Annotated in this window: 41 protein-coding genes and 1 tRNA gene; 37 read left to right on the top strand and 5 right to left on the bottom strand. The window is 38.4% G+C overall.

Features of this window, described 5'->3' with window-relative positions; translation table 11 throughout:
• Window positions 1–68: 68 nt before the first annotated feature.
• From sdhA to V4T18_RS12245, 11 genes are all read left to right on the top strand, one after another.
• Window positions 69–1,814, top strand: a complete 1,746-nt coding sequence (gene sdhA / locus V4T18_RS12295) for a succinate dehydrogenase flavoprotein subunit (protein WP_332649776.1) — start codon at window positions 69–71, stop codon at window positions 1,812–1,814.
• A gap of 14 nt (window positions 1,815–1,828) precedes the next feature.
• A complete protein-coding gene (gene sdhB, locus V4T18_RS12290) occupies window positions 1,829–2,602 on the top strand; it encodes a succinate dehydrogenase iron-sulfur subunit (protein ID WP_332649775.1) in 774 nt (257 codons plus the stop codon).
• Window positions 2,603–3,310: 708 nt separating this feature from the next.
• Window positions 3,311–3,757 carry an acyl-CoA thioesterase gene (locus V4T18_RS12285; RefSeq protein WP_332649773.1) on the top strand — a complete coding sequence of 149 codons (447 nt, stop codon included), beginning with the start codon at window positions 3,311–3,313 and terminating at the stop codon, window positions 3,755–3,757.
• A 70-nt stretch (window positions 3,758–3,827) separates the two neighbouring features.
• Window positions 3,828–4,049, top strand: coding sequence for a helix-turn-helix domain-containing protein (locus tag V4T18_RS12280; protein ID WP_332649771.1), 222 nt, complete (start codon window positions 3,828–3,830; stop codon window positions 4,047–4,049).
• A gap of 74 nt (window positions 4,050–4,123) precedes the next feature.
• Window positions 4,124–4,567 carry a MarR family winged helix-turn-helix transcriptional regulator gene (locus V4T18_RS12275; protein ID WP_332649769.1) on the top strand — a complete coding sequence of 148 codons (444 nt, stop codon included), beginning with the start codon at window positions 4,124–4,126 and terminating at the stop codon, window positions 4,565–4,567.
• Window positions 4,568–4,583: 16 nt separating this feature from the next.
• Window positions 4,584–5,378: a glutamate racemase gene (gene racE / locus V4T18_RS12270; protein WP_332649767.1), complete on the top strand. Its 795-nt coding sequence runs from the start codon at window positions 4,584–4,586 to the stop codon at window positions 5,376–5,378.
• Between the two features lie 128 nt (window positions 5,379–5,506).
• On the top strand, window positions 5,507–6,262 hold the full coding sequence (gene rph / locus V4T18_RS12265) for a ribonuclease PH (protein WP_332649766.1): 756 nt from the start codon (window positions 5,507–5,509) through the stop codon (window positions 6,260–6,262).
• The gene (locus V4T18_RS12260) at window positions 6,263–6,856 is read left to right on the top strand and encodes an XTP/dITP diphosphatase (protein ID WP_332649764.1); all 594 of its coding nucleotides are present in this window, start codon (window positions 6,263–6,265) and stop codon (window positions 6,854–6,856) included.
• Window positions 6,857–6,870: 14 nt separating this feature from the next.
• The gene (locus V4T18_RS12255) at window positions 6,871–7,374 is read left to right on the top strand and encodes a metallophosphoesterase (protein WP_332649758.1); all 504 of its coding nucleotides are present in this window, start codon (window positions 6,871–6,873) and stop codon (window positions 7,372–7,374) included.
• Between the two features lie 146 nt (window positions 7,375–7,520).
• Complete coding sequence (locus tag V4T18_RS12250; RefSeq protein ID WP_332649756.1) at window positions 7,521–7,673, top strand: DUF2639 domain-containing protein; 153 nt, start codon at window positions 7,521–7,523, stop codon at window positions 7,671–7,673.
• A gap of 259 nt (window positions 7,674–7,932) precedes the next feature.
• Window positions 7,933–8,006: transfer RNA gene (locus V4T18_RS12245), tRNA-Arg, on the top strand.
• A gap of 94 nt (window positions 8,007–8,100) precedes the next feature.
• On the opposite strand, the gene V4T18_RS12240 is transcribed toward V4T18_RS12245, so the two are convergent.
• From V4T18_RS12240 to V4T18_RS12230, 3 genes are read right to left on the bottom strand one after another with little or no spacing between them, the layout of a single operon-like run.
• Window positions 8,101–9,276, bottom strand: a complete 1,176-nt coding sequence (locus V4T18_RS12240; protein ID WP_332649754.1) for a tyrosine-type recombinase/integrase — start codon at window positions 9,274–9,276, stop codon at window positions 8,101–8,103.
• A gap of 40 nt (window positions 9,277–9,316) precedes the next feature.
• Window positions 9,317–9,757, bottom strand: a complete 441-nt coding sequence (locus tag V4T18_RS12235; protein WP_332649753.1) for an ImmA/IrrE family metallo-endopeptidase — start codon at window positions 9,755–9,757, stop codon at window positions 9,317–9,319.
• Window positions 9,758–9,777: 20 nt separating this feature from the next.
• Window positions 9,778–10,194 carry a helix-turn-helix domain-containing protein gene (locus tag V4T18_RS12230; RefSeq protein WP_332649751.1) on the bottom strand — a complete coding sequence of 139 codons (417 nt, stop codon included), beginning with the start codon at window positions 10,192–10,194 and terminating at the stop codon, window positions 9,778–9,780.
• A 162-nt stretch (window positions 10,195–10,356) separates the two neighbouring features.
• Here V4T18_RS12230 and V4T18_RS12225 point away from each other — a divergent pair, with 162 nt between their 5' ends.
• Together V4T18_RS12225 and V4T18_RS12220 are read left to right on the top strand one after the other, a co-directional pair.
• Entirely contained in the window at window positions 10,357–10,578 is a 222-nt protein-coding gene (locus tag V4T18_RS12225; protein ID WP_332649749.1) for a helix-turn-helix transcriptional regulator, read from the top strand.
• An 11-nt stretch (window positions 10,579–10,589) separates the two neighbouring features.
• Complete coding sequence (locus V4T18_RS12220) at window positions 10,590–10,748, top strand: hypothetical protein (RefSeq protein ID WP_332649747.1); 159 nt, start codon at window positions 10,590–10,592, stop codon at window positions 10,746–10,748.
• Here the strand turns inward: V4T18_RS12220 and V4T18_RS12215 are convergent.
• Window positions 10,737–11,042 (bottom strand): hypothetical protein, encoded by a 306-nt coding sequence (locus tag V4T18_RS12215; RefSeq protein ID WP_332649745.1) that lies wholly within the window; start codon window positions 11,040–11,042, stop codon window positions 10,737–10,739. The genes V4T18_RS12220 and V4T18_RS12215 overlap by 12 nt on opposite strands.
• Before the next feature lie 75 nt (window positions 11,043–11,117).
• On the opposite strand from V4T18_RS12215, the gene V4T18_RS12210 reads away from it, so the two are divergent.
• The 23 genes from V4T18_RS12210 to V4T18_RS12100 all read left to right on the top strand — a co-directional run bounded on the left by V4T18_RS12210 (window position 11,118) and on the right by V4T18_RS12100 (window position 21,804).
• Window positions 11,118–11,891, top strand: coding sequence for a Rha family transcriptional regulator (locus tag V4T18_RS12210; RefSeq protein ID WP_332649743.1), 774 nt, complete (start codon window positions 11,118–11,120; stop codon window positions 11,889–11,891).
• Window positions 11,891–12,136, top strand: a complete 246-nt coding sequence (locus V4T18_RS12205; RefSeq protein WP_332649741.1) for a hypothetical protein — start codon at window positions 11,891–11,893, stop codon at window positions 12,134–12,136. The genes V4T18_RS12210 and V4T18_RS12205 overlap by 1 nt, the downstream gene beginning before the upstream one ends.
• 40 nt (window positions 12,137–12,176) lie before the next feature.
• Window positions 12,177–12,527, top strand: a complete 351-nt coding sequence (locus tag V4T18_RS12200) for a hypothetical protein (RefSeq protein WP_332649739.1) — start codon at window positions 12,177–12,179, stop codon at window positions 12,525–12,527.
• A 152-nt stretch (window positions 12,528–12,679) separates the two neighbouring features.
• On the top strand, window positions 12,680–12,964 hold the full coding sequence (locus tag V4T18_RS12195; RefSeq protein WP_332649737.1) for a helix-turn-helix domain-containing protein: 285 nt from the start codon (window positions 12,680–12,682) through the stop codon (window positions 12,962–12,964).
• Between the two features lie 13 nt (window positions 12,965–12,977).
• A complete protein-coding gene (locus V4T18_RS12190; protein WP_332649736.1) occupies window positions 12,978–13,241 on the top strand; it encodes a hypothetical protein in 264 nt (87 codons plus the stop codon).
• Window positions 13,222–13,356 carry a hypothetical protein gene (locus V4T18_RS12185; protein WP_332649735.1) on the top strand — a complete coding sequence of 45 codons (135 nt, stop codon included), beginning with the start codon at window positions 13,222–13,224 and terminating at the stop codon, window positions 13,354–13,356. The genes V4T18_RS12190 and V4T18_RS12185 overlap by 20 nt, the downstream gene beginning before the upstream one ends.
• Before the next feature lie 7 nt (window positions 13,357–13,363).
• A complete protein-coding gene (locus V4T18_RS12180) occupies window positions 13,364–13,513 on the top strand; it encodes a hypothetical protein (protein WP_332649734.1) in 150 nt (49 codons plus the stop codon).
• Window positions 13,514–13,655: 142 nt separating this feature from the next.
• The gene (locus V4T18_RS12175) at window positions 13,656–13,820 is read left to right on the top strand and encodes a hypothetical protein (RefSeq protein ID WP_332649733.1); all 165 of its coding nucleotides are present in this window, start codon (window positions 13,656–13,658) and stop codon (window positions 13,818–13,820) included.
• A gap of 71 nt (window positions 13,821–13,891) precedes the next feature.
• Complete coding sequence (locus V4T18_RS12170; RefSeq protein ID WP_332649731.1) at window positions 13,892–14,821, top strand: YqaJ viral recombinase family nuclease; 930 nt, start codon at window positions 13,892–13,894, stop codon at window positions 14,819–14,821.
• A 2-nt stretch (window positions 14,822–14,823) separates the two neighbouring features.
• Window positions 14,824–15,624 (top strand): recombination protein RecT, encoded by an 801-nt coding sequence (recT, locus tag V4T18_RS12165; RefSeq protein WP_332649729.1) that lies wholly within the window; start codon window positions 14,824–14,826, stop codon window positions 15,622–15,624.
• Window positions 15,625–15,658: 34 nt separating this feature from the next.
• Window positions 15,659–16,621 carry a DnaD domain protein gene (locus tag V4T18_RS12160; RefSeq protein ID WP_332649727.1) on the top strand — a complete coding sequence of 321 codons (963 nt, stop codon included), beginning with the start codon at window positions 15,659–15,661 and terminating at the stop codon, window positions 16,619–16,621.
• On the top strand, window positions 16,542–17,375 hold the full coding sequence (locus tag V4T18_RS12155; RefSeq protein WP_332649725.1) for a DnaA ATPase domain-containing protein: 834 nt from the start codon (window positions 16,542–16,544) through the stop codon (window positions 17,373–17,375). Before V4T18_RS12160 ends, V4T18_RS12155 begins: the two co-directional genes overlap by 80 nt.
• A 31-nt stretch (window positions 17,376–17,406) precedes the next feature.
• Entirely contained in the window at window positions 17,407–17,832 is a 426-nt protein-coding gene (locus V4T18_RS12150; protein ID WP_332649724.1) for a YopX family protein, read from the top strand.
• On the top strand, window positions 17,822–18,055 hold the full coding sequence (locus V4T18_RS12145; RefSeq protein ID WP_332649722.1) for a hypothetical protein: 234 nt from the start codon (window positions 17,822–17,824) through the stop codon (window positions 18,053–18,055). The genes V4T18_RS12150 and V4T18_RS12145 overlap by 11 nt, the downstream gene beginning before the upstream one ends.
• Window positions 18,056–18,085: 30 nt before the next feature.
• Window positions 18,086–18,241 carry a hypothetical protein gene (locus V4T18_RS12140; RefSeq protein WP_332649720.1) on the top strand — a complete coding sequence of 52 codons (156 nt, stop codon included), beginning with the start codon at window positions 18,086–18,088 and terminating at the stop codon, window positions 18,239–18,241.
• A gap of 11 nt (window positions 18,242–18,252) precedes the next feature.
• Window positions 18,253–18,759 carry a Holliday junction resolvase RecU gene (locus tag V4T18_RS12135; protein ID WP_332649718.1) on the top strand — a complete coding sequence of 169 codons (507 nt, stop codon included), beginning with the start codon at window positions 18,253–18,255 and terminating at the stop codon, window positions 18,757–18,759.
• Window positions 18,760–18,771: 12 nt separating this feature from the next.
• A complete protein-coding gene (locus V4T18_RS12130; RefSeq protein ID WP_332649716.1) occupies window positions 18,772–18,960 on the top strand; it encodes a hypothetical protein in 189 nt (62 codons plus the stop codon).
• A 2-nt stretch (window positions 18,961–18,962) separates the two neighbouring features.
• Window positions 18,963–19,202: a hypothetical protein gene (locus V4T18_RS12125; RefSeq protein ID WP_332649714.1), complete on the top strand. Its 240-nt coding sequence runs from the start codon at window positions 18,963–18,965 to the stop codon at window positions 19,200–19,202.
• A gap of 17 nt (window positions 19,203–19,219) precedes the next feature.
• Window positions 19,220–19,765: a hypothetical protein gene (locus tag V4T18_RS12120; RefSeq protein WP_332649712.1), complete on the top strand. Its 546-nt coding sequence runs from the start codon at window positions 19,220–19,222 to the stop codon at window positions 19,763–19,765.
• A 63-nt stretch (window positions 19,766–19,828) separates the two neighbouring features.
• Entirely contained in the window at window positions 19,829–20,152 is a 324-nt protein-coding gene (locus tag V4T18_RS12115; RefSeq protein ID WP_332649710.1) for a hypothetical protein, read from the top strand.
• A gap of 60 nt (window positions 20,153–20,212) precedes the next feature.
• Window positions 20,213–20,935 (top strand): phosphoadenosine phosphosulfate reductase domain-containing protein, encoded by a 723-nt coding sequence (locus tag V4T18_RS12110; protein WP_332649708.1) that lies wholly within the window; start codon window positions 20,213–20,215, stop codon window positions 20,933–20,935.
• Window positions 20,936–20,972: 37 nt separating this feature from the next.
• Entirely contained in the window at window positions 20,973–21,116 is a 144-nt protein-coding gene (locus V4T18_RS12105) for a hypothetical protein (RefSeq protein ID WP_332649706.1), read from the top strand.
• Window positions 21,117–21,390: 274 nt separating this feature from the next.
• Complete coding sequence (locus V4T18_RS12100) at window positions 21,391–21,804, top strand: helix-turn-helix transcriptional regulator (RefSeq protein ID WP_332649704.1); 414 nt, start codon at window positions 21,391–21,393, stop codon at window positions 21,802–21,804.
• A 159-nt stretch (window positions 21,805–21,963) separates the two neighbouring features.
• Here V4T18_RS12100 and V4T18_RS12095 read toward each other — a convergent pair whose 3' ends face one another.
• Window positions 21,964–23,418: a P-loop ATPase, Sll1717 family gene (locus V4T18_RS12095; RefSeq protein WP_332649702.1), complete on the bottom strand. Its 1,455-nt coding sequence runs from the start codon at window positions 23,416–23,418 to the stop codon at window positions 21,964–21,966.
• Between the two features lie 443 nt (window positions 23,419–23,861).
• Between V4T18_RS12095 and V4T18_RS12090 the strand changes: the two genes are divergently transcribed.
• Window positions 23,862–24,080, top strand: a complete 219-nt coding sequence (locus tag V4T18_RS12090; RefSeq protein ID WP_332649700.1) for a hypothetical protein — start codon at window positions 23,862–23,864, stop codon at window positions 24,078–24,080.
• Window positions 24,081–24,130 lie beyond the last annotated feature (50 nt).

The raw sequence follows: 24,130 nt of genomic DNA, 5'->3' as shown, positions 1-24,130 counted from the left end.
AATAAACTTGCAACATTAAGTGTTCGAAATGGATAGATAAAGCAATGTTAGAGGAGTGAGAATCAATCATGGCAAAGAGCAAAGTAATTGTTGTTGGTGGCGGCTTAGCAGGCTTAATGGCAACAATTAAAGCAGCTGAAGATGGTACTGCGGTTGAATTATTCTCATTAGTTCCAGTAAAGCGTTCACACTCTGTTTGTGCGCAGGGCGGAATTAATGGTGCAGTAAATACAAAAGGTGAAGGGGATTCTCCATGGATCCACTTTGACGATACAGTTTATGGTGGCGACTTCTTAGCAAACCAACCACCAGTAAAGGGTATGTGTGATGCAGCCCCTGGTATTATTCACTTAATGGACCGTATGGGAGTTATGTTTAACCGTACACCAGAAGGACTACTTGACTTCCGTCGTTTCGGTGGTACGCTGATGCACCGTACAGCATTCTCGGGTGCAACAACTGGTCAACAATTATTATACGCACTAGACGAGCAAGTTCGTGCACACGAAGTAGCTGGTTTAGTAACAAAATATGAGCACTGGGAGTTCCTGGGTGCTGTGCTTGATGACGAGGGCATTTGCCGCGGTATCGTAGCGCAAGATTTAAAAACTGAAGAAATCCGCGCGTTCCGTGGTGATGCAGTAATCATGGCTACTGGTGGTCCTGGTATTATCTTCGGTAAAACAACAAACTCAGTAATCAACACTGGTTCTGCAGCATCTATCGTGTACCAACAAGGTGCAACGTATGCAAATGGTGAGATGATTCAAATTCACCCTACAGCGATTCCTGGAGACGACAAAAACCGTCTAATGTCAGAATCTGCTCGTGGTGAAGGTGGACGAGTATGGACTTATAAAGACGGTAAGCCTTGGTACTTCTTAGAAGAAAAATACCCTGCTTACGGTAACCTTGTTCCACGTGATATCGCAACTCGTGAGATTTTCGACGTATGTGTTAACCAAAAGCTTGGTATTAACGGCGAAAACATGGTATATCTAGATCTTTCTCATAAAGATCCACATGAGCTAGACATCAAACTAGGTGGTATTATCGAAATCTACGAAAAATTCGTAGGAGATGACCCACGTAAATTACCGATGAAAATATTCCCAGCCGTTCACTATTCAATGGGTGGATTATGGGTTGATTATGATCAAATGACTGAAATTCCTGGTCTATTTGCTGCTGGTGAATGTGATTACTCACAGCACGGTGCTAACCGTCTAGGTGCGAACTCATTATTATCAGCTATTTACGGTGGTATGGTTGCAGGACCAAACGCTGTTAAATACATCAAAGGCCTTAAAAAGCATGCGGAAGACTTACCAGAATCAATCTTCGAAGCTCGCGTAAAAGAAGAGACTGAGAAATGGGAAGCTATCCTTAACATGGATGGAACTGAAAACGCATACTTATTACACAAAGAGCTTGGCGAATGGATGACTGACAACATGACTGTAGTACGTCATAATGATCGCCTAGAAAAAACGTACGAAAAATTAACTGAACTTCAAGAGCGTTGGGAAAATATCGACATTAACGATACACAAAAATGGTCTAACCAAGGTGCCCACTTCACGCGTCAGTTAAAGAACATGTTATACCTTGCTAAGGTTATGACAAAAGGTGCTTTACTACGTGACGAATCTCGTGGTGCTCACTATAAGCCAGAGTTCCCAGAACGTGATGATGAGAAGTTCTTAAAAACAACGATGGCGAAATTCGACCCAGCTACGGGCGAGCCAATTATCACATATGGAGAAGTAGACGTTTCGTTAATTCCACCACGTAAACGTGACTACTCATCTTAAGGGGGATATAATCAATGGAAACTGCAAACACAGGAAGAATGGTTGATATTGAAATCCTTCGTCAAGATACAGAAAATGGTGCTACACGTTGGGAGAAATTCAAAGTTCCTTACCGTCCGGGTATGAACGTAATCTCAGCGTTAATGCATATTCAAAAATACCCTGAAACTGCAGATGGTAAAAAGACAACACCTGTAACTTGGGATATGAACTGTCTTGAAGAAGTTTGTGGTGCATGTTCAATGGTAATCAATGGACGTCCACAACAATCATGTTCAGCCTTAGTAGATAAATTAACGCAACCAATTCGCTTAGAGCCAATGAAAACTTTCCCAGTTGTACGTGACTTACAGGTTGACCGTAGCCGTATGTTTAATGCACTGAAAAAAGTGAAGGCATGGGTTCCAATCGATGGTACTTACGATTTAGGTGAAGGTCCACGTATGCCAGAGCGCAAACGTCAATGGGCTTACGAATTATCAAAATGTATGACTTGTGGTGTATGTATGGAAGCATGTCCAAACGTGTCTGAAAAAGCTTCATTCATCGGTCCAGCTCCATTATCACAAGTACGTTTATTCAACACTCACCCAACTGGTGCAATGAACAAAGATGAGCGTTTAGCTGCAATTATGGGTGACGGTGGTCTTGCAAACTGTGGTAACTCACAAAACTGTGTAGCTGCTTGTCCAAAAGGTATTCCTTTAACAACATCTATCGCTTCACTTAACCGTGCAGCAACAGTTCAAATGTTCAAGAACTTCTTCGGTTCTGACCATATGGTTTAATTTTTAAAGATGAGTCTCGTGCATATAAGTGCACGGGGCTTTTTTTGAATGAAAAATATTAGGTGTGTTGGGTATCAAAAAAATCCTAGTATTGAAGCGTGTTTGTAGTAAAGTGTTAGAAAACGGAAATTCATCATAACTTAAGCCTGATTTCCATTGCTTCAAAGACCAACACGATGTTGATCACGCTGGCTCCACTTAAATCAACAAAGGGACCGTCTGAAAAAACATTTTGAGACGGTCCCTTTGCGACGAGGATGGTGACATGATGATGCGACCACCGCAGGAGCAATATACTTTAATGGATCATTAATGAAGATCGATATTCATCAAAATGGTTTAATCCAGTATTATTATTGCAATATTTAGCACACGTAACGTAGAGCGGCGAGTGTAGCTGACGGCTACGCCTTTCGCTACAGAGCAATGTTTTTTGCACCAGAAGTGAAGCGGCAGGTGCAAAGATTCCAGCGGGAATAGCAATGTTTTTCCTGTGACGACAGCGGCACTGAGGTACGAACGACGAGGAGACTGAAGCCATGCCCGCGGAAAGCGTCCGCTCGGAGTGCAGTGTGCGGTTCATAAATAACAACGATGAGCAAGCAAAAAAATGAACTTCAAATAGATTCAGATAATGCGATAATACCTCTTATCTGCTATAATAAATGAATCACTATTCATTTATAAAGGGCGAAGGGGGAATTGTTTATGAAGGCAAGTTATATGGAAGATACGTTGAACAAGGTAAGCGAATTTAAATTTTCTGTAGGGGTGCAGGTTCGTTTTTCGGAGACAGATATGTTTGGCCACTTAAATAATACGGTAACATTTACTTATTTTGAATTTGCTCGGATCGAATATTTAAAATCATTGGGACTAATGACTAATTGGCAGCAGGAAGAAGTTCAAAATATACTAGTAGTAGCCGATTTACAATGTGATTATTTAAAGCAAGTATTTTTTGATGAAAAACTTGAAATATATGTAAGGACGGCTCGTATTGGAACGAGTTCAATCGATCTTCATTACTTAGCTAAAAATGAAAAAGATGAACCGGTCTTTACCGGAAGGGGCACAGTTGTACAAATAAATCGCCATTCTGGAAAAGGAGCAGCCTGGACTGAGGACGAGAAACAATTATTGCATGGGAAATAGTGAAAAAGCCCTCACCGCTAACAACCTCTTCACATACTTTACATAGAAGAGGATGGGAGGTTGTTGCTAAATGAGTAGCCAGCAGTCGCGTTTTCTACTAACAAAGCGAGAGCGAGAAATTTTTCAGCTGCTAATTGAAGACTATTCGACAAAGGAAATCTCGGAGAAGCTACAAATTAGCGAGAAAACGGTGCGTAATCATATTTCCAACACGATTCAAAAGCTCGGCGTTTCTAGTAGAACACAGGCGCTAGTTGAGTTATTACGACTGCAAGAATTGTCTTTAAACTGAATGGGTGCTTGCTATTTCCATTAAAACACTTCAAAATAGAGGTATGAATGTATTTTGAGGAGTGAATGGGTTAAATGATAGACAATAGTAAACACAGCTTTGAATCTGTAGCTTTATTAGAAAAGGAATTACGACATATTTCACACTTAATTAAACAAAAGGGTCGCGAAATATTGAGTAATTATACGATTACACCTCCGCAGTTTGTCGCGTTGCAGTGGTTACACGAGTTTGGTGATATGACGATAGGGGAACTTTCGACAAAAATGTATTTGGCGTTTAGTACAACGACAGATTTGGTTGATCGAATGGAAAAAAACGAGCTTGTTCAGCGTATTCGGGATGAGCAAGATCGTCGAGTAGTGCGCATTCACTTATTACCAGAAGGCGAACGGATTATTGAAGAAGTTATCGAAAAACGACAAAATTATTTACGAGATCTTGTCGAACATTTCGAAACGGACGAAGCAACAGAATTACTTAAACTTTTACAAAAACTACATTTATTAATGAAATAGGATTGAGGCGGTATATGTGAATGCCCCGATTGGTGTTATCGATTCAGGTGTTGGTGGCTTAACAGTAGCAAAAGCGATTATGGAGCTTTTGCCAAATGAAACAATTTATTATATTGGTGATACGGCTAGATGTCCATATGGGCCTCGTACGAAGCAGGAAGTACGTACGTTTACGTGGCAAATGGCGAAGGCACTTGAAAAAATGAATGTTAAAATGCTTGTGATTGCGTGTAACACGGCAACAGCAGTAGCACTAGAGAGTTTGCAGAAGAACATGCCATTTCCTGTATTAGGCGTTATTAATGCAGGGGCTAGAGCAGCTATTAAGAAAACAAAACGAAACGAAATCGTTGTATTAGCAACTGAAGGAACTGTAAAAAGTGCTGCCTATGAGCAGGCATTACATTCATTAAGTACGAAAGCAAAGGTGATTCCGCTCGCTTGTCCTACTTTCGTCCCGCTCGTTGAAAGTGGAGAGTATGAAGGACAGTTCTCTTATGATCTAGTCTCAAAAGGCTTAAAGTCATTAGAGGAGGAGCGTTTTGATACGGCGATCCTAGGATGTACCCATTATCCTATTCTACAAAAACAAATTGAAGCAGCTCTTGGGCCAGATGTTCATGTTCTTTCATCAGCAGAAGAAACGGCAAGAGATGCAGAAGCGATTTTAGCTTATACAAATCAGCTAAGAACGGATTCGACACCACCGCAGCATAAATTTTTTGCCTCGGGGTCGGTGCCGATTTTCCGTTCTATAGCAGAACGTTGGCTAGAAAAAGAAAAGCTCGATATTCACCGAATTAAATTTTAACAAGGGCTCGATCGATATTTTATCGGTCGAGTTTTTTATATGATTAGCCTATAGCTAGTAAGGATGTGTCTTTCTTACGTGTAAAAATTATGTTAAGATAAGTGCGCGAATGTAAGAGGAGGTCAATTATGACAAGACATGATAACCGAGCTGTAAACGAATTACGTCCAGTTCATATTGAAAATAATTATTTAATGCATCCAGAAGGTTCTGTCCTAATTACTGTAGGGAATACGAAAGTAATTTGCACAGCAACGATTGAAGATAAAGTTCCAGGCTTCCTGCGAGGACAAGGAAAGGGCTGGATTACAGCAGAATATTCAATGCTCCCTAGAGCGACTGCACAGCGTACACAGCGTGAATCCTCACGTGGGAAAGTGAACGGTCGTACGATGGAAATCCAACGATTAATCGGACGTGCTTTACGTGCAGTTGTCGATTTAGAGGCGCTAGGCGAAAAAACAGTTTGGATTGACTGTGATGTTATTCAAGCAGATGGCGGGACAAGAACAGCTTCAATTACAGGGGCCTTTGTAGCAATGACACAGGCGATTGCAAAGCTAGCTGAAACAAAACCATTTACAACATTTCCGATTACGGATTATTTAGCTGCAACGAGTGTAGGGATGCTTGAAGAAATCGGCGCCGTGCTCGATTTAAACTATATCGAGGATGTAGATGCAGCAGTAGATATGAATATTGTCATGACAGGTGAGGGCCGTTTCGTTGAGCTACAAGGAACAGGCGAGGAAGCAACATTCTCACGTGAGGAGTTAAATGATCTATTAGCGTTAGGTGAGGAAGGAATCGCGAAGCTCATCCAAGCTCAGAAGGCGGCATTAGGAGAGCTAGCAAATCTAGTCGGCAAGAAGGAGGAAGCGTAAATGAAGCAGGTTGTAATTGCTACGAAAAATAAAGGAAAAGCAAAAGATTTCGAAGCTTTATTTCATCCTCTAGGCTATGAGGTTGTCACAATGTTTGAAGTTGCGCCAGAAATGGAAATTGAGGAAACAGGAACAACCTTTGAAGAAAATGCTGTGTTAAAGGCTGAAACATTAGCTAGAGCCTTACAAACAATCGTTATTGCAGACGATTCAGGCTTAGCAGTTGATGCCCTTGGTGGCGAACCTGGCGTTTATTCCGCTCGTTATGCAGGAGATCATGATGATGAGGCGAATATAGTAAAGGTGCTGGAAAATTTAAAGGATGTACCTGAAGCGGAACGTACTGCTCGTTTTTGCTGTGCATTAGCAATTGCTGGCCCGAACATCACAACAACAACAGTTTTTGGCACATGTGAAGGTGTTATACTGCATGAAAAGCGTGGAACGAATGGCTTTGGCTATGACCCTGTTTTTTATGTACCACATTTAAATCGTGCAATGGCCGAGCTAACGCCAGAGGAAAAGGGTGCTATTTCCCACAGGGGGAATGCTATTCGTAAGCTTGCTGCCACACTACCTACACTAATGAAGTAATGGAGGGACTGGTTATGAAGCTATTAGTCATGAGTGATACACATGGAGATGCGGATGTTATCAACCGCGTACGTCAATATCATACGGATGTAGATGCGGTTGTTCACTGCGGAGATAGTGAATTACCTTACGATCATCCCTACCTACAAGGAACTGAACGAGTGCGTGGAAACTGTGACCGGACGGATGATCGTTTCCAAAATGAGCTTGAATTCTCGCTCGGGGCTACAAAGGTTTTTGTCACACATGGGCATTTATTTAATGTGAAATCGTCCCTTTTATCTCTCACGTATCGAGCGAAGGAAGCTGGAGCTAGTATTTGTTGCTTCGGTCATTCGCATCTACTAGGTGCAGAAATGATGGATGGTATTTTATTTATCAACCCTGGTAGCCTATTAAAGCCAAGAGGTCGGGCTGAAAAGAGCTATGTTGTCGTGACAATAACAGCAGAAGGCTATGAGGTGCAATGCTTTACTGACCGTAATGAATTACTGGAATCTATAAAATTTTCACGATAATGTGTGCTCCCTACAAAGTAAAAGTGTAGGGAGTTTTTTGTTCTGAAAATTTTCGATGAAGACGTAATGTAGACAATTCTCCAGCATATGATAGGTACGGAAAACAGCTTTAGTTTTCATAAAAAGGGGTAGAAGGGGACTGAGGAATGTACAAGTACTCGAAAGGCTGGTATGTAAAGGAATTACGGGCGAATGGTGTAAAAAAGCACCCACAATTCAGAAATCACTTAGGACTTTACAGAACATCAGAGCTGCGAAATTTGTATTTTCAATTAGTTGTAAAAGAGGAGTTAGCTTAAGGTGCAAACGGGTTAGACATTTTTTACAGTCTAACCTGTTCTGTTACTATTCTAGTGCAAAATCAGGACAACCTCGTGTATATTCAATCGAGTAGGCGAGTTTGAAAACGCAAAATAAAATAGAGATTTTATAATAAAATACTTTCAAGAAGAAGCTAGGCAATCCTTCCCTACACAGTAAAATTAATGTTGACTTTTTGATTTTAAGAACATATAATAAATATTGTCTTCCTAAGAGTTCTATTAGGAAAACATACTTGTCTCAGTAGCTCAGCAGGATAGAGCAACGGCCTTCTAAGCCGTCGGTCGGGGGTTCGAATCCCTCCTGGGACGTCAACTTAAGCCTTACAGCCACAACGGTTGTAAGGCTTTTTATATTTATTCATATTCACTTAAATTCCTAATAGTTGCCCAGTGAGTGCCCAAATCATTCTTTTTCTCCAAAAAACTTATCAAAGTGTGTACTTGCTCTTTGGTCGGTTTCTTGCAGAAGGTGCCCATAGGTATTCATTGTTGTTGTAATATTTGAGTGACCCAAACGTGCTTGAATTACTTTCGGGTGTTCACCAGCATGAATTAATAGGGTAGCTGAGGTATGCCTTAGATCATGAAATCGAATTCTAGGTAAATCAGGATTACGTTTCATAAAACGATCCCACCATTGGCTTATTGTATCTGGACGATAAGGTTTACCTAATTCATTTGAAAAAAGAAAATTGTGTTCCTTCCATTCTCGTTCTTCGCCAGCCGTATTAAGTTGATATTTTTTTACTGCAGCTAATGTAACTAAATCATTCATGATATTTTGAGGGATAGTAACAACACGTTTACGTTTTCCTTTAGTTTCTTTAACAGCAATACCTTCACCAGTTAAGTTTACAAGTGCCTGTTCGATTAACAGTGTGTTATTTTCAGTGTTTAAATGCTTTTCTTCAATTGCTACTAGCTCACCTTGTCGAGCTGCACTCACTAAAGCAAGTTCAACTAATAATCTTTTTTCAGCATTTTCCCGTGAGTTTAACCTCTTGAACAATAATCTCACTTGATCCTCGTTATATGCTGTTCCTTCTTCGTATTTCAATTTAGGTAGCTTAATGTTTTTGCATGGACTTTCTTCTATTAGTTCCCACTCAACAGCAACCCTCATAATACTGGAAAACGCTTTGTATATATTATGGATAGTAGAAGGGGCTAGCTCACCTTCAAGACCATCTAATCTACGTTTGCTTTTCTGTAAATCCCCGACAAAGAATACTACATCTACTTTTTTTATATCTTTCAATTTCATATCACCGAAAATAGGGAGGATACGTTTTTGTAAGTGGGTGCAGTTATCATTAAATGATCTAGCACTGTAATGTTGTTTGGCATAATTATCTCGCCATCGAGGATACAAATCATTTAGCGTTATAGAATCTACGTCACTAAAATACACATCCTTATTTTGTTTCATCTCTTCTTCGAATAAGATGAGCAATCTGTTCGCTTCTTTTTCGTTCTTCGCTTCTACAATACGCGTTTTACGTATACGACGTTTACCGCGATAACCTAAGTCAGCAATCAATTTAAACTTATTTTTTTCTAACTTCTTTACATAACCCATGTAAGTCACTCCTAAAATAGAATATATGTTCCATTTTTAGTTAAAATAAACCCTCTTTACATTGGTGTTTCAATCTCACTAATTCGACTGGCACACCTCGTAAAGAGGCAATGTCGTAAATGTTGTTATGTTCATTAAAATCTTCGTCAGGTATTAATAGTTCAGCAGCAAAGCGATTGGCTTCACGCTCGATTTTACTTACTGATAAAAAAGTATTTTTGCTCATAAATGTTGTATTTACGTTTTTATGAAATAAAGCATGGCCAAGTTCGTGAGCACACACAACAAGTTGCTCTTCTAAACTTAAATTACTATTGATAAAAATAAATCTGTTACGCTTCTCATATTGATAAAATCCTCTAATTTCTTCTGGCAAGTCCCAATAGAAGATTTGGATATTTAACAACTTCGCTAACGTAAATGGGTTTCGAGTTTTATATTTTTTGTATAAACCCTCGACTTTTTGCTTGATCCATCCCATCCGAATCCCCTCAAATCGTATTATTCTTCATTATTCTCTCTATATTTTTTCGGAATAAACTTTTTGTTATTTTTCTTTGCGAGTCGAACGCCAAATTCCATTGCCTCTAATAAAGATTCCCGAGCTTCATCAGACATAGGTTCTCCATCAAAAGCAAGTCCTTCAGCATTTTGGAGATCATTGCGTAATTGTTGCATTCGTTTAGCAATGTCCTTCTCTTCTTTGTCTCTACCTAAAAGGTAATCGACTGATACATCGAAATAGTTAGCTATTATAGATAATGTTTCTGGCGGAGGAGTTTTAGTGCCGTTTTCATACGCAGTATACGTAGTACGAGCCACTCCAATTTTTTCAGCTACAAAAGATTGTGTGTATTGAGGATTTGATTTTTTTAAGTTTTCTCTACAATTTTTCAATCTCTTTGCAAAATTATTCATTTTCATTCCTCCTATAATAGCCATTCTAAGTGTTCCTAACGGGAACTTAAAGAGATAAATAAAAAATGTTCCTAAAAGTATAAGTTATATGTTGACATGTTCCTTAAAGTGACTTATTATGAAAGTACGAAATGTTCCTTTAAGGAACGAAAGGGGGTTAATATGAGAAATTGGCTTAAGGAAATACGCAGTAATAGAGTGAAAACTCAATCCGAAGTAGCTGACGCTGCGGAAATTTCTCGTAGTTATTACACTAAAATCGAACTAGGGTTAAAGACACCTACTGTAGAAGTAGCAAAAAAGATAGCCAATGCTCTGGATTTCGATTGGACGATTTTTTTTGAAGATGAATGTTCTTTTAAGGAACAAAAACAACTAGCATAGGAGGTGTAAAAGTGGGATTAGAAGATATAAACGTTAATGTTAGAATTCATAATTCTCAGGAGTTAATTCAATTGTTCCAAAAAGCCTCAAACCTTTTGGAACAATTGGAATTAACAATTGATGAAATCAATCAAAAGAAATTAGAAATCACGACTGAATCACAACCCTAAGTTTTTAATAACGATTAACTTAGCAGCTTCTGTAGCCATCTCTTTCCATGAAGAAAAATCAGTATTTTCGTTTACGAAATTATCTAACTCATCTTCTGGAATAGATTCAAAAGCTTCTTGGTTATCCCAATTAAACGGTGATGCTTCTGCAAAAGCGTCTAAAGAATCGAATCTAGTGTTTTCTTTCATAAAATCATCGTTTAGTAAATCAGTTAATTTTGTTTTTCCTGGTGACGCTGATTTTAATTTCTCTATTAAATCATCAAATCCATTAAATGTAACTTTCGTTTTCATAACTACACCTCCTCTCACTGTCGATATTCGACAGTAAACGAGGTAGTCCTTTAATAAAAATCAGGAGGTTTTATCATGAATCAATTAACAAGAAATATCCCGAGTACGGAAGTAGCCGAAATGGTCGGGCGCAGACACGACCAAGTATTACGTGATATTAAAACAATCCTTGAACATCTAGGAGATGACCACAAAAGTGTGGGCAACTACTTCATAGAAGATACTTATCAAGACAATCTTAATCGCGCTAAACCTTGCTACTTACTTACGAAAAAAGGTTGCGAGTTATACGCTACCCGTATGACAGGCGAAAAAGGTACACAGTTCGCGTTTAAGTATGTTGAGCGCTTTAACGAGATGGAAGAGCAGCAGAAAGCGAATTTCACTATGCCACAACCTACGCAAGCTGAAATTATTGCGATGATGGCCCAGCAGGGTGTTGAACAAGAGCGCCGTTTGAACGCAGTTGAGGAACGTCAAGCGAAACTGGAGCAGCAACAAGATAACATTACAGATGTGGTATCCCTAAACATCGAAGGTTGGAAGGACAAGGTTAGCGCTATTTTGAATCGTATCGCAATCGCAAGAGGCGGAGGAGATCAGTTCCGAAAAGTGCGAAATGAGAGTTACGAGTTATTAGAAAGTCGAGGTAAATGCCGTTTGAATGTCCGCTTAGAGAACCTTAAAAAAGAGGCTCAAGCGAGAGGTATCTGCTCCCCGAGTAAAATCCGAAACTTTAATAAAATCACTGTCATTGAAGCTGATACTCGTCTAACAGAAATCTACTTAGCCATTGTTAAGGAAATGGCTATTGCACACAAAGTTAACGCAGAAGGGTTGGGTGCTTAATGAAAGAGTTGCTTCGAAAACAAGAGTTACTAACTGATTCTTTCGGTATTGCAGTAAATATCAATAAAGATAATGCATTTGCTTTAGTCGAATTAAATGAGGTGCACGAAACGTCTGAAAATAATTTCGAAGAAAAAATAGGTGTAACGCTTTCCCTAGATTACGAAGAAATCGATGAACTTATTCAGGTACTACAATATGCAAGCAATGAACTAAAACGTAGTGACAACATTTCAAATATATGAGGAAGGCGCTGGGCAAGCGCCTTAGATTGGAGGAAAATCCATGAATCTAAGCATCGAGGAATTAAAAGCGGAGTTACTTAAAGCGGAGTTAATTGATATGTTTCAACAAGCTTATAAGCAAGGTGTGGAGGATTGTAGAGAAAGTATGAAATTTGAACACTCCTTGCCTCCAGTTTTAAGAAAAGAACATGTTGCACAAATATTTCAAGTTGAATTACCAACTGTTGAGAAAATAGTACGTATGAACGGCTTTCCTAAGTGTCATGCAGTTACAGCTCGTTATCCAAGAGATCAAGTACTTAAATGGAAAGACGAAAATGCCATGTACATGAATGAACGATTGGGCATATACGTTACGCACCAGGAAAGCCTTCGGTTGTTAAGGGCATAAGGTCGAGGGCAATCGACCTTATAAGAGCAAGGGCAATTGCTCAATAAACAAGTTAACTTGCTTATGAACTTATAATATCCAATTTTAATACTAGTTAGTAATCCATAATCGACTATAGTCCATTTTCGACTATCAGGGAGGGGGTGAGGGTCATGGGAGCTTTATCCGTGAATTTTTCAAAGGTGTTAAAGAAATTTCGTGAGGGTGCAAATCTCACGCAGGAAGAAATGGCACATGAGCTAAACATCACGCAGTCACATGTGAGCAAGTATGAGTGCGGTCGCAAGGTAATCGACCTTGAGACATTTATGAGCTGGGTTCGAGTAACTAATAGCGAGGCACAAGCAGCACTAATCATGTTTGGAGCTGACGTATGTGCACAGGCTGCTCAAGTTATGACGTTAGTGCCAGCATTAATCATGCCATTTGCTGCATAAGAGGGGGAACACGATGAACACAAAACAACTCGAAGCTGAAATAGCCAATCTAACATCGATGTTAGAGGATGCATTTAAAGAAGTAGCTGTTTATAACAAAGTCGGCGATTTAAGAAAAGCTGCAGATTGCGGTATGCGTATACAAAAGTTAAGTAAAACACTCGCATTACGTAAACGCCATTTACAAGATCGTATTAATTTTAATCGGATTATTAATCAAATGAGCAAGCAAGGATTAGAGGAGGCTGTTAAACGTTTTGAAAAAGTTACTGGATAAAGCGTTGGTGTTTGAGGAAGGACAAGAACCATCATTATCTGATTACTGCTGGTTAGTTGGTCCGTATCTAGTGATGGTAGCAATATTATCGTTCGTATTAATTTCAGTGGGGTGAATGCAATGTGGTTTTGGAAGAAAAAACGATTATCGCTAAAAGAAGAATTAGTGGCATTACATTGGAGAAAACAAAAAACTGCTTAATCGCGCCAACGATTAAACAGCTAGGTCAAACTCAGTTAATAGCATTATATCAAAAGACAGTGCGAATGTAAATTCGCTCTCGTCAAGCAGTCTACGAATTTACGAATCGGATTTTCTCTGCCATTGAAAATCCCTCCTAGCAACGAATCGTTGGCTGCTTGATGGGATGCCATCAGAAAGTAGGTGAATAGAATGCATGCAGTTATCGAGAACATGATACACACAGGTTATGCAGATGGTTGTACTCCAGAAGTGAAACCTTGTGAATATTGTGGAGAAGATGAACAAGTTGTTGAGTATGAGGATTTAACATTTTGCAGTACAGATTGTTTAGTTCGTTGGTTGTTCGATAACGATCTGGTGAAAAAAATCGCATAAAAAAGACCACTCTGCAAAGTGGTCTCTAAAATCAAATATTTTTACTGATTTTAACATAGGAGGGCATTGAAATGGAAGCAGTTTCTACTAAAGAAATGAGCCGTATCGAATGGCTACAGTTACGTAAAAGCGGTATTGGTGGTTCGGATGCATCGGCAATCCTTGGTTTTAACCGTTGGAAATCAGCGTTTCAATTATATATCGATAAAACATCTGATTTTGCTGAAGAAATCGATAATGAATTTATTTACTGGGGCAATGTCTTAGAAGATGTAGTTGCTCAAGAGTTTGCAAAGCGTACTGGGAAGAAAGTGCAGCGTGTTAATCGCATGTTACGCCACACTGATTATCCGTTTATGACAGCTAACCTTGACCGTCGAATTGTGGGTGAAAAGGCGCTTCTTGAATGCAAAACTACTTCCACATACAACAAAGATGCCTGGGAAGGTGACGAGGTACCAGCTGCATACATCTGTCAGTTGCAACATTACCTAGCGGTTACTGGCTTTGAAAAGGCTTATATTGCGGTATTAATTGGCGGTAACAACTTCGTTTGGAAAGAAGTTGAGCGAGACGATGAGTTTATCCAGTTAATGATCGAGCGAGAAAAAGACTTCTGGGAAAATCACGTACTTGCTAACGTACCACCTGCAATCGATGGCAGTTCATCAGCTAGTGAGTTTTTAGCAAAGATGTACCCACAAGATGACGGTTCGGCCATTATGTTGGACGAGCAGATGAACACAGTTATTGAAGCGATTGAATCGTTAAAAGCTGAGGAAAAGCAACTAGAGTCTCAACGTAAAGAGTATGAAAATCAACTGAAATTAACACTGGAAGATGCAGCGGAAGGTCATTCCAATCGTTTCAAAGTCATTTATAAAACAATCACATCTAATCGCATTGACAGCAAGCGATTAAAGGCAGAACAGCCAGAAGTATATAAGAAATATTGTAATGAATCATTATCACGTCGTTTATCGATTAAGGAGGCTAATTAATTATGGCAACTACAAACGATTTAAAGGCTCAAATGCAACAGGCACCAGCTGCACAGCAGAAACCTAAAACTATTGATGATTATTTAAAACAAATGGCTCCGGCTATGGCTCAAGCTTTACCTAAACACATGGATGTTGACCGTTTAATGCGCTTAGCAATGACAACTATTCGCACAACTCCAGCACTTAAAGATGCAGATGTTTCGAGTTTGTTAGGAGCAGTAATGCAAGCGGCACAATTAGGTTTGGAACCTGGTTTGATGGGTCACTGTTACTTACTTCCTTTCAAAAATAATAAAAAAGGTATTACAGAAGTTCAATTCATTATCGGTTATAAGGGCATGATTGATCTTGCTCGTCGAAGTGGTCACATTCAGTCAATTTACGCCCATGCGGTGTACGAAAAGGATGAGTTCGAATACGAATTAGGGTTAAAACCAAAACTCCAACACAAGCCGTCTATGGAGGCTGAAAAGGGTCAATTTGTGGGGGCTTATGCGGTAGCGCATTTCAAAGATGGAGGCTATCAGTTTGAGTTTATGTCGAAAGCGGAAATCGAGAAGCGTAAAGGTCGCTCAAAAGCTGCTAATTCAAACTATTCTCCGTGGGCTACAGACTACGAAGAAATGGCAAAGAAAACCGTTGTACGTCACATGTGGAAGTACCTACCGATAAGTGTCGAAATGCAACAACAAGTGGCGCACGATGAAGGTACAGCTCCAAAACGTGAAATGAAGGATATTACTCCAGATACAGAGTTTTTCATTGAGGCACCAGAATTTGAGGTAACAGAGGGGGAGTAATCCCCTTTGATTCATAACTAGGAGGGCAAGGGCAATGGCTAAATTTCGTTTAGTTCACACATCATTTTGGAATGATCCGCATGTAATTGAGGAAATGACGGGCGAAGATAAATACTTTTTCCTCTACTTATTAACAAATGAACGGACAACACAAATCGGCATTTACAGCATCACAAAAAAGCAAATAGCATTCGAACTTGGCTACTCGATGGAAAGTGTAAATGCACTGATGCAACGGTTTTCAGAACATCATAATTTAATTAGATACAATCCAGAAACTCGTGAAATTGCCATCAAAAATTGGGGCAAATACAACCTTACTCGTGGTGGTAAGCCGATGTTGGATTGTGTGAGGTCAGAGTTACCAGAAGTGAAGGATATTTCATTGATTGAATACGTGGCAGAAGGTGTTCCGAACGAGTCGATAAAATCAGTTTTCGAATCGTATTACGTTACGTGTGACGATACGTGCAACGACTCGTTAGAAGGAAATCCTGCTAACAAAGCTAAAAATGAAGAAACCCCATTAAATCAAGGTTCTCACGATACGTTATACGATACGTCGACGTCAAGGGGGGAAGATAAAGAAGAAGATAAAGAAGAAGATAAAGAAGAAGATAAAGAAAAAGAAGAAGAGAAAGAAGCTCCTCCTCTCCCTTCTCACATAGATGAATCTTTTATCAAAATCAAAACTTTCTTCGAGGAGCATTTCCGTTCATTAAATTATCGGGATGCCCAGGATATTAACAAATTACTGGAACTACACTTAGATGCTGATTTAATCATTGAAGCTATGAAAATAGCATTGGACCGTGGAAAGCCGTTTATTAACTACATCGATGGCATATTACGACGCTGGTCTACAGAACATGCTATTAACACGCATCAAGACTTCTTAACGAAAGGTGGCCAAGCAAATGGATCCAATAGCAAAGGTAATGGAGCGACTCAAAACACAGTACCAACAGTCATTACAAAACGGTCAAGCCTTGAATGAACGTGAATATGAGTGTCCGAAATGCAAGGATGTTGGTGGCCTAATTGTTAAGAAAGTCGATGAAGAGGACTGCTGCACCAAAGGCAAAGAGTACGAAGTTTGGGTCGATTGTGATTGCCAGCTACAAAAGCGAGCGAACAATCTCTTAAAAGTTAGTGAAATTACGGACGAGTTTAAAAATAAAACATTCTCAAACTATGAGATTACGAACCGTCCTGTAGCAAAAGCTATGAAGGATATTGCAACGAAGTACTTTCAAGAATACAGCGATATCAAAGGGACTGAACAAAATAGCATTGCGCTACTCGGACAGCCTGGTTGTGGCAAAACGCATTTACTAACAGCGTTATCCAATAACATGATGCAAAAAAAGTTAGAGAGTGTGCTTTATTTCCCTTATGTTGAGGGCTTTAACGATTTGCGCAACGACTTCGAGAAATTAGAAGCCAAGCTAATACGCATGAAGGAAGTTGAGATTTTATATATCGATGACTTATTTAAGCCTGCTAGTAAGCCGGATCGTGATGGAAAAAGAATTCGTGTTCCGCAGGCTAGTGAGTGGGAGCTTAAACAATTGTTTGCAGTGATTAACTACCGCCAGATGAATAACAAGCCAATCTTTATCAGCAGCGAGTTAGATTTTAACGAAATGATTGCACTTGATGAAGGGCTCGGCACCAGAATCTACATGATGTGTAAACAGTATTTTATGACGGTTGAAAAGGATTTGTCTTTAAATTATCGATTAGCATAAGGGGCACCACGCCCCTTGATTGGAGGGCAATATGAGGGAGATTAAGTTTCGAGCATGGTTCGAAAATGAATTATTATCGCATGAGCAACTGATTGATATGGACCAAGAAACACACGCTATGTATACATGCATAACGAACGAAGAGCAAGAAGATGGCGTGGTTTATATGCAATACACAGGCCTAAAAGTAAACGGTGACATTGAATTATATGAAGGTGATATTGTGCCGTTGAAAAGTAGTGTTTATTTCGGGTGGAAACAAGGTCGAGAACATTTCAAGGCAAACGCAGTGGTTGTTTATGACGAAAAAGAAATGCGTTATAGATTTTTAGCTTACACAAAAGATTACGGCAAGCAATACATCGATTTCGATAAGTCGATTAGACAGAGTTATAAAATCATCGGCAACATTTACGAAAATCCAGAGCTATTGGCAGGTGAACAAAATGCCATTTAAAGATATGCATGTAGCAGGAAACGGAGTAACGCATGTTGGGTTTAGGACATTTGAATATTGCCGCATTTATTGGCTAGTGGACGGAAAGCGTACTTTCAGAACGATATGCTTTGACGGTGACGAAATGGCTGATGCAATCAACAACAGAACGAAGCTCACGGAAGGGCTACAGTTCGAAATTGAGTACACGGCAGTTAATTCGAAATATGTAAAAGCATCGTAAAACAAGTGACGATTGACGAGGTGATACCAAATGAGAGTAGTCACGTTGTACAAGCAAGTTGATCAGCAAATGGTCCGTAGGGTTGGGCACTTTACGGATGATGAGCTTGCAGAAGCTAAAGCAGAAGGATGGCGTAATTTGTATTTAGAACATAGGGAACGAGAGCGTCAGGCAAGGGTTAGTTAGGAGGGGCAGCAGTGACATACAAAAACAGATCATACGCCAATCGAGGGATGCACCTGGAGCGCATTATCGACATGGCAAATAATAAATATCGCAATGCAGGGGTAGCAGAGGTTAATAAAATCCCAACACCAGTGCAGATTATAGAAGATTTCGGGCGAACTATTAAAGGCCGTAAAGAAAAGGCAACATGGGTTGACTACTGTGGCATTTATAAAGGCACTGCATTGATTTTTGATGCAAAACAAATTTCTGGAACGAATTTTCCTTTAGCTAATTTAGAGAAGCACCAATATAACTTATTGAAATCATGGGCAGAAAAAGGCGCAGTCGCTTTCCTAATCGTTTATTTTAGCAAATACGACAAATACTACTACCTTCCATTTGCAACGCTTAAATGGGCTATGGAACGAGCTGAAAGTGGTGGTCGTAAATCTATCGCTTATGACGAATTTGAAAAGATGGGGCAAGAAGTGAAATCGAAAGACGGGTACACGCTGCATTATTTAGAGGCGATATGAGGTGACGGTCGAATGGAGCTAACTTATACACGCATTGAGGCTTTAGACAGACAAACGCTGCTGTTTAATAACCGTTGTCGCAAGTGTCCTTATCGTCAGCAATACAACTATTCAGATGCTTGTTTAAAGTGTCCAGTACGAGATGAGTTCATTGAGATTGGTAGTGTGCTAGATGCCACAATAAAACAAAAGGTGGGGTAATCATGAGATGGGGCAGAGAGTGGAATGGTGAAGTGAAGATCAACAGAAAGAATGAATCCGAGTTAAATATTGCAATTGCTGATTTAACAGCTAGGGGCTTTGAGGTAATACGCCAGGGTAGTAATGAGCAGGAGAAAAAGCATTTTGATAGACGGCATAATGGGCTAGGTCATAAATCGGTGTTTTCAGAGAGCAGTGTTTATAAGAATTGCTGGGCGGTGCTTAGGAAGAAGAGTGCTTAGTCGGTACAAGAATCAAAATGTTGAGTAGCAGGAAGGAGATATTTATGAGTGAAAAAATCCAATATTGGAGGTATGAAATTCCTTCAATTGACGGTGAAGGTTGGGGGATATTTTTGTTAGATTCAACAGGTTTATTCAGTTGTGTAACTGATTATGGTAATTATTCATTCCGTTGGACGCATCATGGTATGGATGACTTTAGGAAGTTTTTTGACCGAAACTCTTATGGTTATATTTTAAATAAATTGCATTTAGGGTGCGGTAAAACACAAGAATTAGATGCAGAAGCAACTTTAAAAAACATCGTGAAGTATATATTAGAGGCCCGTCGTGATGGCTCGATAGACGAAGATTTTGCGCGTTCTGAATATGACCATGTTTGGTCTTGTTATAACGATTACGACGATGGCATGTTTGATCCTTGGTATTACGGTACTGAAATTGATGATGCATATGAATATCGATGCTTGGATTATTCTCCAGATGATAAAGCATTAAGAGATAACTTACTTCCAAGGCTAACCGAAGCGATTCAAAAAGATTTATCACCAGTAGAATCTTAAAATTAATCATCAATCCGTCAATGCTCGTAAGAAAAAATGCAGAGTAAAAAAGGAGAGATTGAGATGGAAAAATACAAAGTGTTTGAAATGAATGATTGTGATTTAGTAGCCGCTAAAAATGAAGAAGAAGCGAAAAAATGGTACGAGCAATTCGTTCCAAGAGAAGAAGTCGAGGAGTATTTCGAAGGCGAGGTATCACTAGATAAAGAAATAGTAATTTCAGTGGGAGAACTAACAGAGAGTGAATATGACCGTGTTATAAAAATCCTTGGTGACATTATTCCGCAAGATGAAGATTCGTTTAATGTCACACTAAACGATTGGCTAAAAGTTATGTTATCAACTCCGACAGACGAGCCGTTTATCATAGCATCAACAGAATACTAAACAAAACGTCAAAAATAATGAGCACTAGAAACATTTTGTTTAGTAAAGGAAGGTGAGTAAATGAAAACAGTTGCATGGTTTAGCGGTGGAGTAAGTAGTTTCATATCGATTTATCTGATGAAGGATGAAATTGACGAAATTTATTACTTGGACGTGAAAGAGCAGCATGAAGATACTTATAGATTTATGAAAGATTGTGAGAAAGTAATTGGACGTAAATTCACATTGTTAAGAAATGAAAAAATGCATAGCGCTATTGATATTATGAAACAACGACGCTATATCAATGGTCCATCTGGTGCGCCATGTACCAGCGAGTTAAAACGAAAAGTACGCCAGCGCTGGGAACAAACGCAAGATGATTTACTACGTTACGTTTGGGGTTATGACAGTGAAGAGCGTAATCGAGCGGAACGTTTGGTAAACACTTATCCAGAGCACGATCATGTATTCCCTCTAATTGATGCGATGTTAACAAAAGATGAAGTTCATGGATTGTTAGAGAAACTAGGAATCAAAAGACCTTTAATGTATGAGCTAGGTTTTCGTAATAATAATTGCGTTGGTTGCGTTAAAGGTGGCATGGGATACTGGAATATGATTCGAAAGCATTTCCCGGAGCGTTTTAAAGAAATGGCAGCACTAGAGCGTGATATTGGTGCTAGTTGTATAAAAGGTATCTTTTTAGATGAACTAGACCCAGAACGTGGTCGCTTAGAAGATGAAGTAATGGGTGAATGTGGGATTTTATATGAATTAGCATATACGACTGTTTGTAATTAATTACTCAGCATAACGTCAAAAGAAAGGAGTAAGTGAAATGGCAAAAAGAAAAGTAGCTGAAAAAGTTATTGATACAAAAAATATGACTCAAGCAACAATCAATTTTCAAGGTTTTGTTGATCGAGTTAAAAATGTATATCCGGATTCAGAAGTTACGGTGATTATTAAAGCAAAAGCTTAATAAGTATTCCGTCAAAGGAGCAACCATGCGAATGAAACGCAGGAAAAAGAAAAGTAGATTTCGAGATTTCGTGGATTTCATTTTGTCCATCGGTGACATATTTACTTAGGCATAAAAAAAGACCTGGCATCCACGCTCAGGTCAGCAAAATTATACGTGTTTATTATAGCACGTATGTTCTGTGAATGGTAAATAAAAATGCCGTAGCTAATTGCTACGACGATGCTCTTGCTTTAATTTAGGTGACACTATGATTATAGCAGGAGGGCGTACAATGGGCAAAGGGCAAACAACATTATTAACGCAAGACAAACTCGATGGAATAATTACGGACTACCACTGGATGGTCAATGCAATCAAGGAGATGCGAGCAGAGATGGTGGTTGGGGCAAAGACCGCTCAGTATGGTATAGAGGCTACGCTCCCAAAAGCAGCAGGTGGTGTAGGTGATCCAATTATGCAAGAAGCCATTAGACGATCAAAGAATATTAAACGTATTGCAGAATATGAGAAAAAGTTATTGCAAGTTCAAAAAGTAATCGAAAAAGTCACTGGGGATAGGGAGATTCAGGTGCTTAACTGGATGTTGGATGGTAAATCAAAACGATGGATAGCTCAAAGAATGGGGTTAAGCCATACACATATCCAAAATATCTGTCAGGTCATAAAAAATCAAATGATGGAATAATAAAGTAAAATATAAATGGAATCCGCTAAAAAAACGGATTCCATAAATAAAAAACTTTTAAATATTGAATAAATATGTTAAATTAAAGATATACATATTTATAGGTGCTTTTGCATCTAAGCTTTGAGGTTCCTGATTGGCACTTGCCAGGGAACCTTTTTAAATTCCTCTAATTCCCAAACCGTTATACAGACCTTTATGTATAATAAAATGATTTGAATAATCAATTTGTGAATTTTCATTCCAGTATTTAAACATTACCGATTTTCCAGAATTCCTAGTGTTAGATATTAACTGACCTACATAACCAGCTTCAAATAATAAAAGTAATAAATATCTAGCATCCTTATCATTTTCTGGTTTAGATATTTGTTCTTCTACATATCTAGAGAATTCATGTAAAGAAAAACTCCTTTCGCCTATTTTTTGGAAAATAGGAGGTAGGCAATTGATGTAAGAATCATCAATGAAGCCGGTTATTTCATTTTTCATTTCCTCAATGAAATAATTTTTAGAGTAATCCTTCAAAACATTCCTGATTTCTGAATAACTAAGTTTTTGCTTTTCTGGATATATACTTTGAGCACATTTTAGTAATTGAAGTATATCCCTTGGTTTATATAAAGTGTGATCCAGAATATATTGCCATGAATCTCTATTTCGGATTTTTTTAGGGAAAATAACATCCCACTGATTAATAGCATCTTCTTTTGAAAGCCCAGAATATTCAAACCGTAAATTAACTACTGATTTTAAGTCATCTATCTTGGAGTTCCAATTAAGTAAGATAGCACCATCTCTCTTGATTTTATTTAAATCTGGGTCGGTGACTTTATTTACTATATCTTCACGAATAAACAAGATAACTTTAATAGGAATTTTTTTAGAGTGGAATTTATCGTTTAGATAATCGACACTTCTAATTAAGCTCATCAATATTTCTAGTTGGTTTTTCTTAATTCTGAGAATATCATCTACACCATCAATTAATAAAGTGATTTGATTATTTCTGTAATCGAATATGTTAAGTACGTCAATAATCTTTTCTTTTAATGTAGAAACTCGTTCTAAAAAAGAATCAGGTTTGCTTCCAAATTCCTTTTCAAATACTAAGTCAAATATAGCCATATTAGCTCCAACTTTTAATTTAGAAAGCCGTGTAACATCGTTTTTATAGTCTGTATGACTAGCAAATCCCAAATCATCTAAGCTAGCTAATAATTTTTTTAATTCTTTATTTCCATTCAAATTCATTTCTCTATTGACAATTTTTACAGCTGTTAAAAGTAAAATTAAATCCCATGAATCTTTATACTTTTGAGTGCCAACTAGTTCTTTATCAATACTAGTTTTTGCAAAAGTAGCAAATTCAAAGTCATTTAATTGTACGGGAAAAGCATGAAAATTCGAATCGTGATTAGATATGGATTGAATTCTCGCACTGACAGCTGATTTACCTACTCCTTTTCTGCCTATTAATAAAAAATAATAAGATTTCATTAGTTTATCAACTGTGCCTCTGAAATCATAAAACGCTCGCTCAAATATTTCAGGCACTCTACTAAATTCCTTTTCTGCGTCTGCAAAACCGAACTCATATTCTTCTAATCTCAATTTAATACCTCCAATTAATACAAGATATAAAATGTTATACAGTTAACGACAATATTACCATTATAATATAATTTTTTTATTTATCATATAGAAATAATTATAATGATATAGATATAGTTCATATTTTCCAAAATTGCCATACTTTCAACATTAGGTGATATTTAGTTGAAATTATAGAATATGAGGTAGGACGGAGCGGCTTTAAATCCCTGGTGCCTTTAAGACTTCGTCCTAAAAAATATTGAAAGGCTTAATTTGCTACAAACCTACACATTTCAGACCACCTATATCACGTAGGTGGTTTTTCTATTTTGAAAACTGCATCGAACAGCCATGGAGTAGTTATAAGGCTAGGGGCGGAGTTTGGTGTGGTTTTGAGAGCAGAAAGATGTTAAGGACTTACTTTCCAGTTCAAGGTATGATGGATTGGGAGGTGATCATTAATGAGAACAGATATAACGTTATTAGATGCCATAAAATTATCGCCTGGTGGTCCAGCTTTGCATAAAACACTTAAGAAAACCATGGAATTAACTGGGTTGAACGAGGAGCAAATCAGCAGGATTTTAGAGCCGTATAGCGAAAAAATATTGAGTGGTAGTGGTTTGAGTGATATTGATATCCAAATCCTTGTCGATAAAATGCTCAATTATAAAAAATGATTTTGTGGTCACGTTCTTTCGAGCGTGGCTTTTTATTTTGTTTCTTGGAG

This window comes from Lysinibacillus sp. 54212, from assembly GCF_036662795.1.
Lineage (GTDB): Bacteria > Bacillota > Bacilli > Bacillales_A > Planococcaceae > Lysinibacillus_B.
The sequence above is the reverse complement of the archived record's forward strand: the minus strand, read 5'-3'. Positions and strand labels throughout refer to the sequence as shown.

What these genes read in the sequence shown, in the direction of transcription:
- V4T18_RS12285 (WP_332649773.1), top strand. Translation starts at nt 3,311, where the DNA reads ATGAAGGCAAGTTATATGGAAGATACGTTGAACAAGGTAAGCGAATTT.
- V4T18_RS12250 (WP_332649756.1), top strand. Translation starts at nt 7,521, where the DNA reads ATGTACAAGTACTCGAAAGGCTGGTATGTAAAGGAATTACGGGCGAAT.
- V4T18_RS12160 (WP_332649727.1), top strand. Translation starts at nt 15,659, where the DNA reads ATGGCTAAATTTCGTTTAGTTCACACATCATTTTGGAATGATCCGCAT.
- V4T18_RS12260 (WP_332649764.1), top strand. Translation starts at nt 6,263, where the DNA reads ATGAAGCAGGTTGTAATTGCTACGAAAAATAAAGGAAAAGCAAAAGAT.
- V4T18_RS12200 (WP_332649739.1), top strand. Translation starts at nt 12,177, where the DNA reads ATGAATCTAAGCATCGAGGAATTAAAAGCGGAGTTACTTAAAGCGGAG.
- V4T18_RS12150 (WP_332649724.1), top strand. Translation starts at nt 17,407, where the DNA reads ATGAGGGAGATTAAGTTTCGAGCATGGTTCGAAAATGAATTATTATCG.
- V4T18_RS12145 (WP_332649722.1), top strand. Translation starts at nt 17,822, where the DNA reads ATGCCATTTAAAGATATGCATGTAGCAGGAAACGGAGTAACGCATGTT.
- V4T18_RS12170 (WP_332649731.1), top strand. Translation starts at nt 13,892, where the DNA reads ATGGAAGCAGTTTCTACTAAAGAAATGAGCCGTATCGAATGGCTACAG.
- V4T18_RS12125 (WP_332649714.1), top strand. Translation starts at nt 18,963, where the DNA reads ATGAGATGGGGCAGAGAGTGGAATGGTGAAGTGAAGATCAACAGAAAG.
- V4T18_RS12140 (WP_332649720.1), top strand. Translation starts at nt 18,086, where the DNA reads ATGAGAGTAGTCACGTTGTACAAGCAAGTTGATCAGCAAATGGTCCGT.
- V4T18_RS12090 (WP_332649700.1), top strand. Translation starts at nt 23,862, where the DNA reads ATGAGAACAGATATAACGTTATTAGATGCCATAAAATTATCGCCTGGT.
- V4T18_RS12130 (WP_332649716.1), top strand. Translation starts at nt 18,772, where the DNA reads ATGGAGCTAACTTATACACGCATTGAGGCTTTAGACAGACAAACGCTG.
- V4T18_RS12120 (WP_332649712.1), top strand. Translation starts at nt 19,220, where the DNA reads ATGTTGAGTAGCAGGAAGGAGATATTTATGAGTGAAAAAATCCAATAT.
- V4T18_RS12155 (WP_332649725.1), top strand. Translation starts at nt 16,542, where the DNA reads ATGGATCCAATAGCAAAGGTAATGGAGCGACTCAAAACACAGTACCAA.
- V4T18_RS12255 (WP_332649758.1), top strand. Translation starts at nt 6,871, where the DNA reads ATGAAGCTATTAGTCATGAGTGATACACATGGAGATGCGGATGTTATC.
- V4T18_RS12105 (WP_332649706.1), top strand. Translation starts at nt 20,973, where the DNA reads ATGGCAAAAAGAAAAGTAGCTGAAAAAGTTATTGATACAAAAAATATG.
- V4T18_RS12230 (WP_332649751.1), bottom strand. Translation starts at nt 10,194, where the DNA reads ATGAATAATTTTGCAAAGAGATTGAAAAATTGTAGAGAAAACTTAAAA.
- V4T18_RS12240 (WP_332649754.1), bottom strand. Translation starts at nt 9,276, where the DNA reads ATGGGTTATGTAAAGAAGTTAGAAAAAAATAAGTTTAAATTGATTGCT.
- V4T18_RS12280 (WP_332649771.1), top strand. Translation starts at nt 3,828, where the DNA reads ATGAGTAGCCAGCAGTCGCGTTTTCTACTAACAAAGCGAGAGCGAGAA.
- V4T18_RS12210 (WP_332649743.1), top strand. Translation starts at nt 11,118, where the DNA reads ATGAATCAATTAACAAGAAATATCCCGAGTACGGAAGTAGCCGAAATG.
- V4T18_RS12275 (WP_332649769.1), top strand. Translation starts at nt 4,124, where the DNA reads ATGATAGACAATAGTAAACACAGCTTTGAATCTGTAGCTTTATTAGAA.
- V4T18_RS12225 (WP_332649749.1), top strand. Translation starts at nt 10,357, where the DNA reads ATGAGAAATTGGCTTAAGGAAATACGCAGTAATAGAGTGAAAACTCAA.
- V4T18_RS12195 (WP_332649737.1), top strand. Translation starts at nt 12,680, where the DNA reads ATGGGAGCTTTATCCGTGAATTTTTCAAAGGTGTTAAAGAAATTTCGT.
- sdhA (WP_332649776.1), top strand. Translation starts at nt 69, where the DNA reads ATGGCAAAGAGCAAAGTAATTGTTGTTGGTGGCGGCTTAGCAGGCTTA.
- V4T18_RS12100 (WP_332649704.1), top strand. Translation starts at nt 21,391, where the DNA reads ATGGGCAAAGGGCAAACAACATTATTAACGCAAGACAAACTCGATGGA.
- sdhB (WP_332649775.1), top strand. Translation starts at nt 1,829, where the DNA reads ATGGAAACTGCAAACACAGGAAGAATGGTTGATATTGAAATCCTTCGT.
- V4T18_RS12215 (WP_332649745.1), bottom strand. Translation starts at nt 11,042, where the DNA reads ATGAAAACGAAAGTTACATTTAATGGATTTGATGATTTAATAGAGAAA.
- recT (WP_332649729.1), top strand. Translation starts at nt 14,824, where the DNA reads ATGGCAACTACAAACGATTTAAAGGCTCAAATGCAACAGGCACCAGCT.
- V4T18_RS12115 (WP_332649710.1), top strand. Translation starts at nt 19,829, where the DNA reads ATGGAAAAATACAAAGTGTTTGAAATGAATGATTGTGATTTAGTAGCC.
- V4T18_RS12110 (WP_332649708.1), top strand. Translation starts at nt 20,213, where the DNA reads ATGAAAACAGTTGCATGGTTTAGCGGTGGAGTAAGTAGTTTCATATCG.
- V4T18_RS12205 (WP_332649741.1), top strand. Translation starts at nt 11,891, where the DNA reads ATGAAAGAGTTGCTTCGAAAACAAGAGTTACTAACTGATTCTTTCGGT.
- V4T18_RS12190 (WP_332649736.1), top strand. Translation starts at nt 12,978, where the DNA reads ATGAACACAAAACAACTCGAAGCTGAAATAGCCAATCTAACATCGATG.
- rph (WP_332649766.1), top strand. Translation starts at nt 5,507, where the DNA reads ATGACAAGACATGATAACCGAGCTGTAAACGAATTACGTCCAGTTCAT.
- V4T18_RS12175 (WP_332649733.1), top strand. Translation starts at nt 13,656, where the DNA reads ATGATACACACAGGTTATGCAGATGGTTGTACTCCAGAAGTGAAACCT.
- V4T18_RS12235 (WP_332649753.1), bottom strand. Translation starts at nt 9,757, where the DNA reads ATGGGATGGATCAAGCAAAAAGTCGAGGGTTTATACAAAAAATATAAA.